Origin of the sequence: Pseudomonas khavaziana (assembly GCF_036704165.1) — a bacterium.
Taxonomy (GTDB): domain Bacteria; phylum Pseudomonadota; class Gammaproteobacteria; order Pseudomonadales; family Pseudomonadaceae; genus Aquipseudomonas; species Aquipseudomonas khavaziana.
In genome coordinates this window covers 5,365,662-5,380,579 of record NZ_CP129946.1, presented here as the reverse complement: position 1 = coordinate 5,380,579, position 14,918 = coordinate 5,365,662, and the positions used below count along the sequence as shown (strand labels likewise).

Annotated in this window: 13 protein-coding genes; 4 read left to right on the top strand and 9 right to left on the bottom strand. The window is 57.8% G+C overall.

What is annotated here, in order from left to right; translation table 11 throughout:
• Nucleotides 1–10 precede the first annotated feature (10 nt).
• Both cyoE and queC read left to right on the top strand, forming a co-directional pair.
• Nucleotides 11–898, top strand: coding sequence for a heme o synthase (gene cyoE, locus QYQ93_RS24115; RefSeq protein WP_003176002.1), 888 nt, complete (start codon nt 11–13; stop codon nt 896–898).
• Nucleotides 899–1,051: 153 nt separating this feature from the next.
• Nucleotides 1,052–1,750: a 7-cyano-7-deazaguanine synthase QueC gene (queC, locus tag QYQ93_RS24110; protein WP_043046797.1), complete on the top strand. Its 699-nt coding sequence runs from the start codon at nt 1,052–1,054 to the stop codon at nt 1,748–1,750.
• 115 nt (nt 1,751–1,865) lie between these two features.
• On the opposite strand, the gene QYQ93_RS24105 is transcribed toward queC, so the two are convergent.
• Nucleotides 1,866–2,735, bottom strand: coding sequence for a queuosine precursor transporter (locus QYQ93_RS24105; RefSeq protein WP_338475623.1), 870 nt, complete (start codon nt 2,733–2,735; stop codon nt 1,866–1,868).
• Nucleotides 2,722–3,327 (bottom strand): helix-turn-helix transcriptional regulator, encoded by a 606-nt coding sequence (locus tag QYQ93_RS24100; RefSeq protein ID WP_338475622.1) that lies wholly within the window; start codon nt 3,325–3,327, stop codon nt 2,722–2,724. Before QYQ93_RS24100 ends, QYQ93_RS24105 begins: the two co-directional genes overlap by 14 nt.
• A gap of 213 nt (nt 3,328–3,540) precedes the next feature.
• On the opposite strand from QYQ93_RS24100, the gene QYQ93_RS24095 reads away from it, so the two are divergent.
• Nucleotides 3,541–4,632 carry a pyridoxal phosphate-dependent aminotransferase gene (locus tag QYQ93_RS24095; RefSeq protein ID WP_338475621.1) on the top strand — a complete coding sequence of 364 codons (1,092 nt, stop codon included), beginning with the start codon at nt 3,541–3,543 and terminating at the stop codon, nt 4,630–4,632.
• Between the two features lie 179 nt (nt 4,633–4,811).
• Here the strand turns inward: QYQ93_RS24095 and QYQ93_RS24090 are convergent, their stop codons facing one another.
• The 7 genes from QYQ93_RS24090 to QYQ93_RS24060 form a co-directional block, all read right to left on the bottom strand.
• On the bottom strand, nt 4,812–5,528 hold the full coding sequence (locus QYQ93_RS24090; protein WP_043046800.1) for a hypothetical protein: 717 nt from the start codon (nt 5,526–5,528) through the stop codon (nt 4,812–4,814).
• A gap of 166 nt (nt 5,529–5,694) precedes the next feature.
• Nucleotides 5,695–6,948 (bottom strand): 2-aminoadipate transaminase, encoded by a 1,254-nt coding sequence (locus QYQ93_RS24085; protein WP_338475620.1) that lies wholly within the window; start codon nt 6,946–6,948, stop codon nt 5,695–5,697.
• A gap of 114 nt (nt 6,949–7,062) precedes the next feature.
• Entirely contained in the window at nt 7,063–8,076 is a 1,014-nt protein-coding gene (locus QYQ93_RS24080; RefSeq protein WP_338475619.1) for a diguanylate cyclase domain-containing protein, read from the bottom strand.
• A 134-nt stretch (nt 8,077–8,210) separates the two neighbouring features.
• Nucleotides 8,211–10,109 carry an alkaline phosphatase D family protein gene (locus QYQ93_RS24075; RefSeq protein ID WP_338475618.1) on the bottom strand — a complete coding sequence of 633 codons (1,899 nt, stop codon included), beginning with the start codon at nt 10,107–10,109 and terminating at the stop codon, nt 8,211–8,213.
• Nucleotides 10,110–10,805: 696 nt separating this feature from the next.
• Complete coding sequence (locus QYQ93_RS24070; protein WP_338475617.1) at nt 10,806–13,049, bottom strand: ATP-binding protein; 2,244 nt, start codon at nt 13,047–13,049, stop codon at nt 10,806–10,808.
• Complete coding sequence (locus tag QYQ93_RS24065) at nt 13,046–13,660, bottom strand: biliverdin-producing heme oxygenase (protein WP_043046804.1); 615 nt, start codon at nt 13,658–13,660, stop codon at nt 13,046–13,048. The genes QYQ93_RS24070 and QYQ93_RS24065 overlap by 4 nt, the downstream gene beginning before the upstream one ends.
• A 195-nt stretch (nt 13,661–13,855) precedes the next feature.
• Nucleotides 13,856–14,236, bottom strand: coding sequence for a response regulator (locus QYQ93_RS24060; RefSeq protein WP_046069458.1), 381 nt, complete (start codon nt 14,234–14,236; stop codon nt 13,856–13,858).
• A gap of 203 nt (nt 14,237–14,439) precedes the next feature.
• On the opposite strand from QYQ93_RS24060, the gene QYQ93_RS24055 reads away from it, so the two are divergent.
• Complete coding sequence (locus QYQ93_RS24055; protein ID WP_338475614.1) at nt 14,440–14,814, top strand: cytochrome c family protein; 375 nt, start codon at nt 14,440–14,442, stop codon at nt 14,812–14,814.
• The last annotated feature ends 104 nt before the right edge of the window (nt 14,815–14,918 follow it).

The window sequence follows — 14,918 nt, the reverse complement described above, 5'->3', positions numbered from 1 at the left end:
GTAAGACCCGATGTCGCTTAAGCACTTTATCCAAATCACCAAACCGGGGATCATTTTCGGTAACGTGCTTTCTGTGGCGGGCGGTTTCTTCCTGGCCTCCAAGGGACATGTCGATCTGGCCATCTTCCTGGCTGCAATGATCGGTACGTCCCTGGTGGTTGCTTCCGGTTGCGTCTTCAACAACTGCATCGACCGTGACATCGATATCAAGATGGAGCGCACCAAGAATCGCGTGCTGGTGCAGGGGCTTATCTCCCTGAAACTGGCACTGATCTTTGCGACCGTCCTGGGTGTTGCCGGTGTGGTGCTGTTGTACAAGGTGGCCAACCCGTTGGCGGCGCTGTTTGCCGTGATCGGTTTTGTCATCTACGTCGGCCTCTACAGCCTGTACCTCAAGCGCAAGTCGGTACACGGCACGCTGGTGGGCAGCCTGTCGGGTGCGATGCCGCCGGTGATTGGTTATGTGGCTGTAACCAATAGCTTCGACATGGCCGCGCTGGTGCTGCTGGTGATGTTCAGCCTGTGGCAGATGCCGCATTCCTACGCCATCGCGATTTTCCGCTTCAATGACTACCTGGCTGCGTCGATTCCGGTATTGCCGGTCAAGCGTGGCATCCAGGTGGCCAAGAAACACATCCTGCTCTACATCCTGGCCTTCCTCGTGGCGACCTTGATGTTGACCTTCAGTGGCTACGCCGGCATGAGCTACCTGGCCGTGGCCGCTGCCATGGGCATGTACTGGTTGTACATGGCCTGGACCGGCTACAAGGCGGTGGATGACACCGTCTGGGCGCGCAAGCTGTTCGTGTTCTCGATCTTCACCATCACCGCGCTCAGCGTGATGATGTCCCTGGATTTCCAAGTGCCGAAAGAACTGTTGCTGACCTACGCCCACTGAGTGGTGTAAGCAATAAAAAGCCCCGCCTTCGAAAGACGTGCGGGGTTTTTTATTGAGCGCCGCGTTAAACCAGATACGCTGCGTTATCGTTGACCTTTTTCGCGAGCAAGCTCGCTCCTACTCCCCAATTCTACGAGTGCAGGAAGCAAAGCAATGAGTAAAAAAGCCGTTATGGTATTCAGCGGCGGGCAGGATTCCACGACCTGCCTGATCCAGGCACTGCCGCTGTATGACGAAGTGCACTGCATTACCTTTGATTATGGCCAGCGCCATGTGGCGGAAATCGAAGTGGCCCGCAAGCTTGCCAAGCAACTGGGCGCCACGGTCCACAAAGTGATGGATGTGTCCTTGCTCAATGAGCTGGCCATCAGCAGTCTGACCCGTGACAACATTCCCGTACCGACCGTGAGCAGCTCTGGCGAAAGCCTGCCAAGCACTTTTGTGCCGGGGCGCAATATCCTGTTCCTGACCCTGGCGTCGATCTACGCCTACCAGGTGAAGGCCGAGGCTGTCATCACCGGGGTGTGCGAAACCGACTTCTCGGGCTACCCCGACTGCCGGGATGAGTTCGTCAAAGCGTTGAACCAGGCGCTGAAGTTGGGGATGGAATACGACGTGCGCCTCGATACCCCGTTGATGTGGCTGAACAAGGCCGAAACCTGGGCACTGGCCGATTACCACGACCAGCTGGAGCTGGTGCGCGAGCAGACGCTGACCTGCTACAACGGCGTCATTGGCACAGGCTGCGGTAATTGCGACGCGTGCAACCTGCGTGCACGGGGCTTGAATGAGTATCTGCAGAACAAGGCGGATGTCATGCAGAGCCTGAAGCACAAATTGCAGTTGAAATAACTCTTGTAGGAGCGAGCTTGCTCGCGAAAATCCCGAGAGCGCCGCGTTCAACCAGGAGCGCTGCGTTATCGTTGACGTTTTTCGCGAGCAAGCTCGCTCCTACACGGCAATGGGTTCAAGTCGCCAGGTAGCGCTTGAACAACGAGCGTGCCCCATACGCAGGCAGGATATTGAAGAACGCAAAGCCGACTTTGATCGCGATCTGCACATAAATCATGCCCAGGATGTCGTGGGTCTCCATGGCGCCGTAGAAGGCAATAAAGCAAAACAGGAAGCTGTCGATAATGACCGCAAAAAATGTACTGAGGAAAATCCGCAGGTACAGGTACTTGGAGTTGGTCAGTTCCTTGATCTTGCATAGCAGGTAGGAGTTTATATTCTCCGACACCAGGAACGACACCGAAGAGGCCACCAGCACCGACGACACCTGCAGGATTACGTCGGTATACGGCCCGTCCAGTTTCCAGCCCGGCAACCCCGGCAGGAAGGTCGAGCCATACAACAGGACGATGATCATCGCGTTGCTGGCAAACGCAAACAGAATTGCCCGTCGTGCCAGGCGCAGGCCGAAATTCTCGTTAAGCAGGTCCACGATCAAAAAGGTCAGCGGGTACAGGAACGTGCCCGGCGTCACGATGATGCCCATGGACTCCAGATAGATCGGCTTGGTCGCGGCAATGCTGGTAAAGATATAAAACGTGAACAGCAGCAAGTTCAAGATGATGTAGATCATCCAGGAGTTTTCATTGCGATCGTTTATATCGTAGGCAGTGAGTGTGCCTCCCTGGGCATAGAACTTCTTGTAGACGTTCTTGACTTCCATTCTATTGAAGTCATCCATGATCTCGCTGTTGAGCACTTCACTCAGTTTGATCTTGATGATCTTGCCCGTGGCAAGCACCATGATCACCGCCAGGCGCTTGTCATTTTCAAAGCCCAGCAATTTGTACCTGCTGTTTTCAATGAACCCTTCATGCGTGGTCATGGAAGCGCTCCTCAAGAATGTCGCCGATGACACATAAACGGTCTGAATGGGCACAGGGCTCCAGGGTGATAAACAGCTTTTTGGTCGCACGGTCGTACACCAGTTTCTCTTTATCGTCGCTCGATGAACCTTTCTGTACGATCAACAAGTCGCCCACTTCATTGATGCCGGGAATCGCGTGTTCCAGGCGCACGCCGATCAAGTTGCAGGACGTGCCGAAGTAGTAGGTCAGCGGGTAAAGCGTGACCAATTCGCCCACACGCTTGCCCAGGTTCTGCATAAGCAGGCTTTCCTTGAGCACAGGTACTGCCGCCGGGTTCATATTGCCCAGCGGCGAGACATTGTTCTCGATGATTTCCTTGGCTTCAAAATTAATAGTCTCGATTTCCTCATACGAAACGCCGAAGAAGTCAGAGATCTTGCGAATGGTCGACTGCTGTACGTTGAGGACCTTGCCTCCCAGGATGTTGTAGATAGTCGTCCTGGTCAGCCCGGCGGCATTGCTTAACGAAAGCTGGGTTTCGCCACGGCTCTTGATCAAGTACTTGATGTTGCTCTTCAAGTGCTCGGTTTTTTCCCGTCTGTGTATCAAGTGCTCACCACTTCCATTTAGTCGTCAGTCCATGTCCGGCAGAACCTGTTCTTTCAGGTTCACGGCAATGGAAGTGTTGCATGGGCCTGGCATAACAATAAAGTGCTGAGTGCACGGATACGGTGTGACGTTAAATCAGGCAACGGTTATTTCGTCATACTCTTGAATATGACCCGGTGCGAATTTCTCGCGCCTCTACAAGGAGTAGTAGCCATGGTCAGTATCAACCGTCGATCGCTTCTCGCCCTGGGAGCCGCCTTGCCCGTGCTGGGGCATCTGGATTGGGCACTCGCCAGCCCGCTGCCGACGTCATCTGACAAGGTGCTGCTCAACTACAACGAAAGCCCTTACGGCCCTTCAGACGCCGCCCGTGCGGCGATGCAGCGGGCGATCGCAATGTCCGGACGCTATCCTTACCCGCACATGTACGCACTGGCCGAGTTGTTTGCCCGGCAACAGGGGATTGCTGAAGAAAACGTCGCGGTATTTGCCGGCTCGATGGCGGCCCTGCGTTATGCGGTGCTGGCGTTCACCAGTCAAAACCAAGGCTTGGTGATGGCGACACCGTCCTACGAAGTCCCGCGCCAGGCGGCCGAGTCAAACAAAGCGCCTGTGCATGAAGTGGACCTCGACACGCAGCATGCCCATGATGTGCAGGCCATGCTCAAGGCCGACCCTCGCGCCGGCATGCTGTACCTGTGCAACCCCAACAACCCGACCGGCACCCTCACCCCGACTGAAGCTATCCGCCAAGCCTTTGTGAGCAAACCCAAGGGCAGTGTGCTGGTGGTAGACGAGGCCTACATAGATTTCTGCGACGCACCCAGTTGCGTGAGTTGGACCAACGACCACGATGACCTGCTGGTGCTGCGCACCTTCTCGAAAATCTATGGTATGGCCGGTGCACGCCTGGGCCTGGCAATCGGTCATCCGGCACTGTTGGAACGGCTGGCCGTGTTCGGCGGCGATAACGTCCCGGCTGGCGCCAGCTTGTTGGGCGCGACTGCCAGCCTGGAAGAAGCCCAACTGGTGGGCCAACGCAAAGCGCTCAATGCCAGGTTGCGCGATGAGACGATCGCTTGGCTCAAGGACCGGGGTTTTGCCTGCACGGCCTCCCAGAGCAATTGCTTCATGATTGACGTGAAGCAACCGGCAGAACAGGTGGTCGAGCGGCTGGCGGCCCAGAATGTACTGGTCGGGCGGGTGTGGCAGAACTGGCCGCAGTGGCTACGGGTAACGGTGGGCAACCAGCAGGAGATGGAACGCTTTCGCCAGGTCTTCGCGGCGCAGGTGGCGCGGGCCTAGGCACCAGTGTGTTACCCGCAGCCCGGGCAGGTCTGCCGGACACGCTTCATTCTCGTGCGGGTTGAATGACCGAGGAGGGTCAGCGTGGAGGTGATGAAACGCTCTGCGCAGTTGCAGAACATGGAGGTGTAGGCGGCAACAGACGTAACGCATGGCGCTACGCCTTGCCGCACATCCGCTTATTGGGCGGCGATGGCGTAACCTTCAAAGGCGCTTTGCTGTTGCAGCGCGGTGACGATGCTCTTGCGCGTGACCGGCTGCTCCACGCCGCTGTTGTCGACGAAGGTTTCGCGTTCCAGCTCCGCCTCGCTGCCTTCGCCGACAAAGGTAAAGCCCAGGAATTCCAGTGCTTCGCGATCCACATTGAGTTTGGAGCGCGGGGTGCGCAGCGGCAGGGTGACGCTGATGCCATCCTTGCTGATCACAAATACTTCGGTGTCTTTCTTGGCGCGCGCGGCCTTGCCCTTGCCGGCGCTCGGGTTGCTGATGGCCTGGTGCGACTGGTTCAGCACCTTGAGGGCCAGGCCGTACACCAGTTCCTGGAACTCTGGGTCGTCCTTGAAGCAGGACAGGATACGGCTGATGGAGAACTGGCTGCTCAGGTTTTCCAGGGCAGCGTTATCAGCGGCTTCGGCGTCTTTCAATTGCTTGAGCTGGCCCATCAGGTCATAGGCTTTGTCATCGTCGAAGGCGTCGTGGGCCTGGCGGATGGCAACGCGCAACTCGCGGATCTGGTCGCTTTCCTTGGAGGTGTGAAACGCGTCCAGCACCATCTCGCTGATGATCTTGGCCGCTGGCACATGTTGTGAAAGATTGATGGCGTTTTCGTATTCGGCTTTGGATTGCAAGGCGGCTACGGATTCTTCGGCGGATTCTGCGGTGTAGGAATCGGACATTAAAATTTCACTGCGTAGTAAGCGGGGGAGACAAAAAACGTCGGGCATTTTCGGCGGGGAGAGGGATCAGGTCAAGGCAGGTTCGGGCGGGTGAATACTTTCAGTGCTGATAGCGGCGCATCAATGCCTGTACTACCACCATCCGGGCCCTGCCTTGGCATGCGTGCTATTCATCCAGTCGTGCGAGACACGCCTGGAGAATATCCAGGCCCTCCTCCAGCACTACCGGCTCAATGGTCAACGGTGCCAGCAAGCGCACGATGTGCCGCGACTTGCCGCTGGGCATCAACAGCAAGCCGGCCTCTCGCGCCAGACCCAGCAATTGGGCCAATTGCTTGGGCGCGGGCGTGCCGTCGGCATGGGCCAGCTCAATGCCGCGCATGGCGCCGACGCCGGTAAGGCGACCCAGGTAGGGCGACAGTTGTTGCGAACGCCAGGTGTTATAACGGCTGACGATCGCGGTTTCCTGTTGTGATCCCCACGCCTGCAGATGTTCATCGGTCATCGCCTCAACAGTGGCCAATGCCGCCGCACAGGCGATGGGGTTGCCGGAGTACGTGCCACCCAGGCCACCTTTGGGCAGGTTATCCATCAGCGCCTTGCGCCCGACCACCGCGCCCAGCGGCACGCCGCCGGCGATGCTCTTGCCGAGCAGCAACAGATCCGGTTCGATGCCCAGGCGCGGGAAGGCAAAACGCTGGCCGGTGCGGCCAAATCCGGACTGGATTTCGTCGATGATCAGCAGGATGCCGTGCTCATCGCAGAAGCGACGCAGGGCCTGGGCGAACTGAATATCCAGGGCGAGGAAGCCGCCTTCGCCCTGCACCGGCTCGATAATGAAACAGGCCACATCGTTGACGTCGATTTCCACACTGAACAGGCGGTCCATGGCCTTCAACGCTTCGGCACCGGACACGCCGTTGTCGGCACTGGGGTAGGGCAGGTGATACACAGTGCCGGGCAGTGCCCCGACCTTCTGCTTGTAGGGTGCCACCTTGCCATTGAGGTTGAGGGTCGCCAGGGTGCGGCCGTGGAAGGCGCCGTCAAAGGCGATCACCGCCGTACGCCCGGTGGCGCCACGCACGATCTTCAAGGCATTTTCCGCGGCTTCCGCGCCGCTGTTGGTGAGCATGCCGTTGACCGGGTAACTCACTGGGATAAAGGCCGTCAGGCGTTCCATCAGCTCGATGTAGGGCGTGTGCGGCGCGGCGTTGAACGCGTAGTGGGTCAGCTTGGTCGCCTGCTCGCAAATCGCCGCCACTATGGCCGGGTGGCAATGGCCCAGGTTGAGTACACCGATACCGCCGACAAAATCGATATAGCGCTTGCCCGTCGTATCCCAGACCTCGGCGTTTTTACCGTGGCTGAGGCTGATGGGGTGAACGATGGAAATGGATTGGCTGATGGTGGCGTGGCTCATGAATGCGGGACTCGGCAAGGGCGGGCGTGTTTTATCTAAGCCGCGCGCCTGGTCTTGCCGCAAACGAAATAAAGTCGCCGGGTCATTCCAAATCGGAAGGAGCGGTTGCCTGCATTATTCCGAAACCCCGTCCTTGCCCGCCGCCTTTGACCGATATAGCGCTTGATCGGCCCGCGCCATCAGGGCAGCCGGCGACTCGCCCATGCGCCGCTCTACCACACCCAGGCTCAGGGTGACGTTGAAGCCGCCTACGGTGGGTGCGTGTTTGATCGTATGGCGAATCCTTTCGGCCAGTTCCTTGGCCATCTCCAGGGTGCTTTTGGGCAGTACGACCATAAATTCATCGCCACCCCATCGGGCCAGCAAGTCGCTGGTACGTATGCAGGTTTCCAGGCTTTCGACTACCCGTATCAGCGTCTGGTCGCCGACACCGTGGCCGTGGTGGTCATTGATCGGCTTGAAATCATCGATATCCATCGCCACCAGCGCCAGGGGCAGGCGGAAGCGTTCAGCACGATCACACTCTTCCAGCAGCACTTTTTCCAGGCGATAACGGTTGGCAATGCGCGTCAGCGCGTCCCGCTCGGCCAGGGAGCGGTTTTCATCCAGTTGCAATTGCAGTTGTTGATTGACCCGCGACAGCTCCAGGGTGCGTTCCGCCACCAGTGCCTCAAGGGATTTGTTGCGCCTTTGCAACTGTTCGATGGAGCATTTGCGCGTATGGATATTGCGGTGTGCGCCCACCATGCGGGCCACGGAGTGGTCGGGGTTACGGGCAATGATGTAGCCGCAGTCCTCGATCCAGAGATAGGTGCCATCTTCTTTTCGGCAGCGGTATTCAGCCCGGTAATGGGGCGAGCGTTGGCTGATGTAGTCGTCAAACATCGCCATCACGTGGGGGTAATCCTCGGGGTGGATCACGTTCTCCCAGGTGAACACGGTGTTTTCCAGGGAGTGGCGGGAGTAGCCAAGCATTTCGTACCAGCCGGGGTTGCGGTAGACGAAGCCGGTATTGGCGTTCCAGTCCCAGATCCCGTCACTGACCAGTTCCATGATGGCGTGCAACAAGTCAGCGTTAAGGCCGGATATGTCATTGCGTAGTGGTTCGTTGTCGGATGTATCGTCCATCATCGCGCTTCCTGCGAGGGCTGGCTTAAGGCCAGTCATTGTTGTCGCCGATACTCCGTGGCTGCGCTACTGTACATCGCAGCCTGCGCGCTTTGAATAGGGCGGGTGTGCTGCTTTTGGCTAGTGGCAATAGGCTATGGTTCGGGGGCTGTCATTTTTGTCCGAGCTTTCCCATTGGCGTTGTGCTGGTAAATCGCCTCTGGCTGGCCCTGCTCGTTGAAAAACACCTGGCCAATGCCCGCCGAATTCCACAAACGCTCCCCCGCCTCGGCATGCTCCGGAATGTGCGGCACCACCTGCATGGTACGACGACGGGTAAACCAGTTGAGTGGCGAGCGCGGGGAGTAGAGCCAGCGGTTGAGACGGTCGAACCATTCCAGCAGGCGTGGCGGGAACTCGTTCTTGATGCCGCTGCTGGTGATTTGCCAGATACTCGGGCCGCCGTTGCGATGGCGGATCAGCACCTGGTACACGAACGAGTAATGCACGTCGCCGGAGAGGATCACGTAGTTACCTGGGGTGCGCGAGTGGCGGAAGATATTCAAGATCACCTGGGCGGCGCCACGGTGGGCCATCCAGTTTTCAGCGTCTACCAGCAGAGGAAAGCCGCACCAGCTGAAGATTTTTTGTACGGTCTCGATCAGCTTTACGCCAAAAATCGGCGCGGGCGAAACGATAATGGCCGACGGGTGGTCAAGCAGTTCTTGTTGCAGTTCGCTCAAGGCTTCCCAGTCCAGCAGGCCGGAGGGTTGCTTGAGGGTGAACTCGCTGCGCCAGCGCCGTGTGCGGGTGTCGAGGACCACAAGGGCGGGGGTGCTGGGCAATACGTAGTGCCAGTGTTGGAATTTCAGCAGCGTGGCAAGCAACTCATCCTGCTTTGTCGCGTCCAGGTGGTTGTTTTGCGCCTGGCTGGCCAGGGTCTGGGTTTGGCTCACCAGTTCGCCAAATACCTGCGGTTGGTTGCCCCAGCCTTGGCATAACAGGTACGCCAGCAACGCATTGCCGATGATGCGTTTGGAGAAGGGATGGCCGTAGGCGGTTTCTTCCCATTGGGCGCTGAGGTTCCAGTCGTCGGTAATGTCGTGATCGTCGAAGATCATCAGCGTCGACAGGTGAGCGAACACTCGGGCGACTCCAGGTAGACCGCTGCAGAACAGGTCGATCTGCACCTGCTCGCGGGCATAACGCTGTTGTTCTTGGGGGCTCAGTTGCGGCGGTTGCGGCCTGATCAACGTCCACGGCGTCGGTGACCAGGCCAGCAGATACATGGCGATCACTTCGGCAAAGGTCACCAGGTGGTTGTCGGCAGTGCTGCTGGTGAAGATCGGTTTTTTCACGCCGCCGAAAAAGCGTTCGCGCAAGGTCTCGTTACTATCCAGCGCAGGGAGCAGGTCCGCGCGATGGTAGTAACTGGCGCAATGGCCGTAGAGAGTGGTGCTGTCGGTCACCACGGCACCTTCCAGGTATTCGTCGAACAGGCCCAGGTGCGCGATCAGCCCATGAATCGCCCGTAGCATGGGACCCGCGACATCGTCGGCGTAGACCTGGTCACCACTCATCATAAGCAGGGCCGGGCGTTCGAGCGGTGTACGGGCATCCGCCAGCAGGCGGTCGACGCACAACAAGCCTTCGTCGGCACGGTGATGGGGCTTGCGGCAGGAGCCATGCACCAACTGGTGGATGCGGCTGTGCAGTACGAAGCTCGGCATCGTCGCATCGGCATACAGCAAGTGGGGTGCCCATTCTGCGATGCTGATGCCGTCGACCAGCAGGTCGTAGTCGATGACTGTGTCTTGGGGCAGGGCCTGACTCAGTGCGACGTCGATCAGGTAGATAAAAGCGTGGCGTCCGACGGGAACGACCTGACAATGTGTGTCGAGGTGAATGTACTGCTTCGCCGCCTGGGCTGGCTCGATCCTCAGTACCAGCGTCAGTTCCCGGCTCGCAACCAGCCATAGCACCAGACGCTTGGGTTCAAGGCGGCGCAATAAGGGGCCGGCGAGTACGGGGGGAAGCGTCTGCATCTCAGGCATGAAACGAAAGGCTCAAATTAAGGGACAAGTGCTCAGGATAACGCAGAGAATGTCGGCGTTTCGTCAATAAAAGTAGAATGGACATACTTTTTTGTTGTGGTTAATAAAGAAGCAGTCGCGCACCCAAGTGCTGCTGCTTCTTTATTGGTTGCATGGTTTAAGATTGGTTGCATGGTTTAAGTGTTATTTAAAGAATGTTGCCCCTGCCAAGGCTGTCCAAACCACCCCCTCTTTTTTTGCGAGCTCTGTCTTCACCTTGTGCATTATCAATGATTGAAGTTTGCGGCGCGAGGTGATCGAGACTGCGTTTGGAGCGAGCGTCAACCTGCTCGCTGGGTTGAGTGACTTGAATGTCTGGAGTGTAGGAGGGTGGGAGGCTGTAAACGTTAAAGGCGTTAAAAAGGATGGAGTTGAACATATTAGACCTCACTATGAATAACTGGGGTTAAATAGCATGTTCTTCCCTGTAACAATGCGGAATTCAAGCTAGCGGGGTTTAACTTGTTTTGCGAGAAATGCTGTGTTTCTATTTGTGGTCTGCGAAGTGATATTTGCTTTCTATTTTTATTTAATGGGCTGATTAATCAATGCCCGGTTAATGTGAGGCTCGTTGTTATTTGCGGACCTTTACTTAACTGTTGTCTGTTCTTGTAAGTAAGCCAGCAGGGGGGATGGAGACCCCTGCCAGCGTATGAGTCAACTGTTTGCGTCAGCGGTCACCTTCGGTACGGTAAACCGGAACTCACTGCCCCGGCCTAATTCGCTCTCAGCTTCGATCCTGCCGCCGTGGGCGTGGACGATACCTTGGGTGATATACAGCCCCAACCCGCTGCCGGTAGGGTTGTTTTCCGTCTGGGTCCAATAGCGTTCAAACACATGGGGCAGTTGCTCAGGGGCAATGCCTTCACCGGAGTCACGCACCGAGAATACGATCTCTTCGCCGTTGCTCATGGCGCTGATACCGATGTTGCCCTGGCGAGGCGTGAACTTGATTGCGTTGCCGATCAGGTTCGACAGTACCTGGAACAAGCGTTCCGGGTCGGCATTGATCTGCAGGCCAGGCTCGGCATTGAACGACAGGTCGATAGCTTTTTCCGTGGCCAGTGGTGCAAGCAGTGAATACGCCTCTTCAAAAATCTGGCTGACATCCAGTGCCACCGGCTTGACCACATAGCGCCCGGCCTCGATTTTCGAAGTGTCGAGCAAATCCTCCAGCAACACATTCATGCGTCCAGCGGCCTGTTGCATGGTGTCGATGGCCGAGGAAATCCGCCGTGAGGTGTGTGGGCCCTCGGAACTGAAAGCTTTTTGCATCATGCCGCAGAGCATAGAGATGACGGTCATCGGGTTGCGCAGGTCGTGGGAAACCACCGCGACCAATTCATCACGGGCGCGCACCGCTTGCTGTTCGCGCAGCACCTGGCGCGACAGGTCGTTTTCCAGGGCCGAGCGGCGCAGGTCGTTGGCGGCAAACAGATCGCCATGGCTCCACTTGGTGGAGATGCCGGCCATTTCCACCTTCCAGATTTCAAACGACGTGCGTGGGCGAAGGCGCAGGCCAGCGTCGGAAGTTTCCAGGTTCAACGGCTTTTTCGGATCGCCACTCCAGTTGATGTTCTCTTTCACCTCGGGGCGGAACCACAGCACACCGTTATCCACAGGCTTGGGCAGGCTCATGGCGAGCACGCCGCTGGCGACGGCCTGGTACTCGGCGGCAGGCGGGTACACCGAGGCCAGGTGATGGCTGGAAAACACCGGCTCGCCGCTCGCCTGCAACCATTTGTGCAATGCGCGGATCTGCGCCGGTTCCGGGCAGTTGCCGTAGCGGTGCAATTGTTTGTCTTCGATGATCGCCACGCCGCCGGAGAGGGTCAGGTCCATCAGTTTTTTGCCGTGGTGGGCCAGGCTGTCGAACACATTGCCGTCGTTGGCCTTCATGGCCTGATCGAGCAGCGCCAGGGTTGCGATTTTCTCTTCGCGCTGGCGACTCAGCTCCAAGGCTTCCATGGCACTGATCTGCAACGACAGTATTTGACCTATGGTTTGGCAGGTCATACGCAGGTCGTTAGGCACCAGCAGCGGTTCGCGGTTGCCGCAGCTGATCAGCCCCCAGAGTTTGTCGCCCTTCATCAGCGAGATGCTCATGGACGACAGCACACCCATGTTCTGCATGTACTGGCAGTGGATCGGCGAGACACTGCGCAGGGTGGCAAAGCTCAGGTCCAAGGGCTGCCCGGTATCCGGGCGCAACTTGGGCAGCAGCGGCACCGGTTCGTAGGACGCATTCGGGATAATGCGTAGCCAGTTGGTGCGATACAGCTCGCGGGCTTGTTCTGGGATGTCGGACGCGGGGAAGAACAGCCCGTTGAACAACTCCATGGACGGTGCCGACGCTTCGGCAATCACCTGGCCATGGCCTTCTTCTTCGAAGCGATAGATCAGCACCCGGTCGTAGCCGGTCATGGCCTGGATTTCATTCACGCTGATGGCATACAGCGCCTGCAGGGTCTTGGCCGATTGCAGGCGTTGCAGCATCTTGCCCAAGTCACTGGTGCGGCCATTGCGTGCCTGTGGCTTGAAGTTCTCAAGCCGTGGTTCGAACTCCAGTACCAACACATCCTGATGGCGATGCAGCAGACCCTCGAATGGAGCACCTTTGAAGGTGACGTGCAGGGGTGGGGCATCGAAAAACGTATTGTTGGCAGCCATGGTTTGCACAGCCTGGGCATGCTCGTCGCCAATCAGCGTGTGCAACGGCTGATTCAACAGGGTCTCAGGCGCGTGGCCGAACAAGGTGCCGACGTTGGCACTCACCTGAATGATCTCCAGGCCGGGCTCCGATAAGGTCAGCAGCACACCGTGGGGCTGGATCGCCCCCGGAAAGCGGATGGGCTCGTCAGCACAGTTGGCAAGCAGCTCTTCAAAATCTTCGGGTTTCATAGCAGTACCTTCTGGCTGTCGAGCCATTGCTCAAAGCCGCTGAATGTCGAACGGGCCGCGTTCACCGCGTGCTGTTTGGCGAGTGCATCCAGCGGCAAACGGCCCAGGTAATCGAGAAAGTCCTTCCAGCGCCGACCAGTCTGGGCGCCGTATACATTGAGAAACGCGCCGCCGTTGTCGGCGCCCACGTCCAGGCGCAGGGACATTTCCCGGCGCAGCACCTGGCCGCCGAGGGTCGCGCCTTCCAGCACATAGAGTGCGCCCAGGCAGGCCGCCGGGGTGTCCAAGTCTGGGAGATGGATGCAGCGGGGCAGGGCGTTGATCCCATGGTCATCCAGGCCCAGGGCGTGGAGGTCACTGACCAGTGTCGGGGTTTTCGCACGCAACACGCAGTCGAAGCCATCAGGGATCAAGTCACTGTCGTACAGCGCTGATTCTATTGGTCTGTAAAACCCGTAATACGCTTGAAGTAAACGTCGGTACCAATCGACATCCAGGCTCGCAGAGAAAAACGGCAGGCGCTTTTCCAGTGCTACGTGCAGCAAGCCCGTGCCTGTGCGCAAGGCTTCCAGCAATGGGGGCGCACCAATGTCATGGGCCTGTGAATGCATTCAATGAGCTCGAACTGTGGGCTTGTCAGCCATCCATGACGGGTAAAAGTCGGCAACGATTCTACACAACTCATGGCCGTCAGCTGAGCGCACAGAGCGAAAAGGCTGACCGTCAGATCCGAAAAGTCGCTCCATGCATGGCTAATGACCCCTTCGCCTGACCGGAAGTTCGGTTTGAGCGATGTCGCAACGCTATCAATGCATGGACGCACCCTGCTGGGTCAACGCCGACTCCACACACTCCAGCAGACGCTCAGTGCTCCAGGGCTTGGGTAAAAACCTGACTCTGCCACCCAACTCAGACGCCAGCGACGTATTACCGGACGTCAACAGCACCTGGATAGAGGGCCAACGATGCGCCACCACCCTGCTCAAGTCATAGCCGTTCAACAGCCCGGGCATCTGGATATCGCTGACAATCAGGTCCACCTGCTCATCATCGCGCTCCAGGAAAATCATACCGTCATCCGCCGAAGGGAACGACGTCACATGCGCCCCGAATTCCTCCAGCACATCCACCATCAACGAACGAATGATCTCGTCGTCTTCCAATACCAAAATCGATGGCTGAGCCATGATCCTTACTCCACCATCAGGGGTTCAGTAGGGTGGAGTGGGGGGCGTGCATATAGGTTCGATTGGATGTTTTTTAAACGATGGGTGGTCATTTGACGCGGTTGCTACTGGCGTGGGGTTATCGGACGCGCCTGATTGAACGGTTGGGAGGATGCCCGCTTAAACAGGCATAATCGGCGGTAATAGCCGAAGTGGAGCCCTCAATGAAGTACGCCCTGTTCACCCTCGTCCTGACCCTTGCCGCCAGCTCTGCCTTCGCCGCCGGCGACGCGGAGGCGGGCGGCAAACTCTTCACCAAGACCTGCGGTGGCTGCCATAGCGTCGGCGAAGGCGCCCGCGGTGGTTTCGGGCCCCAGCTTAACGGCATCATTGGCCGGCCTGCGGGGACAACCACCGACTATCAATATTCGGATGCGATGAAAAATTCCGGGGTGGTATGGACGCGGGACAAGCTTGCCGCCTATATCGAAGCGCCGAAGAAGGTGGTGAGTGGGACGCGGATGATTTTCTGGGGGATCAGCGATCAGGAGAAGATTGAAAACATCTTGGCGTACCTGGAGACATTCCAGCCCAAGTGAGCGGCCTCGCATGCGTATTCAGCTGATACAGCGCGATCAAAATGTGGTAGGGGGCTTGCCCCCGATGGCAGAGTATCAGTATCCGATCCAGTCACTGATTCACC

Bases quoted from the DNA above. Each gene is read 5' to 3' on its own strand.
- cyoE (WP_003176002.1), top strand. From the start codon at position 11: ATGTCGCTTAAGCACTTTATCCAAATCACCAAACCGGGGATCATTTTC.
- queC (WP_043046797.1), top strand. From the start codon at position 1,052: ATGAGTAAAAAAGCCGTTATGGTATTCAGCGGCGGGCAGGATTCCACG.
- QYQ93_RS24105 (WP_338475623.1), bottom strand. From the start codon at position 2,735: ATGACCACGCATGAAGGGTTCATTGAAAACAGCAGGTACAAATTGCTG.
- QYQ93_RS24095 (WP_338475621.1), top strand. From the start codon at position 3,541: ATGGTCAGTATCAACCGTCGATCGCTTCTCGCCCTGGGAGCCGCCTTG.
- QYQ93_RS24090 (WP_043046800.1), bottom strand. From the start codon at position 5,528: ATGTCCGATTCCTACACCGCAGAATCCGCCGAAGAATCCGTAGCCGCC.
- QYQ93_RS24085 (WP_338475620.1), bottom strand. From the start codon at position 6,948: ATGAGCCACGCCACCATCAGCCAATCCATTTCCATCGTTCACCCCATC.
- QYQ93_RS24080 (WP_338475619.1), bottom strand. From the start codon at position 8,076: ATGGACGATACATCCGACAACGAACCACTACGCAATGACATATCCGGC.
- QYQ93_RS24075 (WP_338475618.1), bottom strand. From the start codon at position 10,109: ATGCCTGAGATGCAGACGCTTCCCCCCGTACTCGCCGGCCCCTTATTG.
- QYQ93_RS24070 (WP_338475617.1), bottom strand. From the start codon at position 13,049: ATGAAACCCGAAGATTTTGAAGAGCTGCTTGCCAACTGTGCTGACGAG.
- QYQ93_RS24065 (WP_043046804.1), bottom strand. From the start codon at position 13,660: ATGCATTCACAGGCCCATGACATTGGTGCGCCCCCATTGCTGGAAGCC.
- QYQ93_RS24060 (WP_046069458.1), bottom strand. From the start codon at position 14,236: ATGGCTCAGCCATCGATTTTGGTATTGGAAGACGACGAGATCATTCGT.
- QYQ93_RS24055 (WP_338475614.1), top strand. From the start codon at position 14,440: ATGAAGTACGCCCTGTTCACCCTCGTCCTGACCCTTGCCGCCAGCTCT.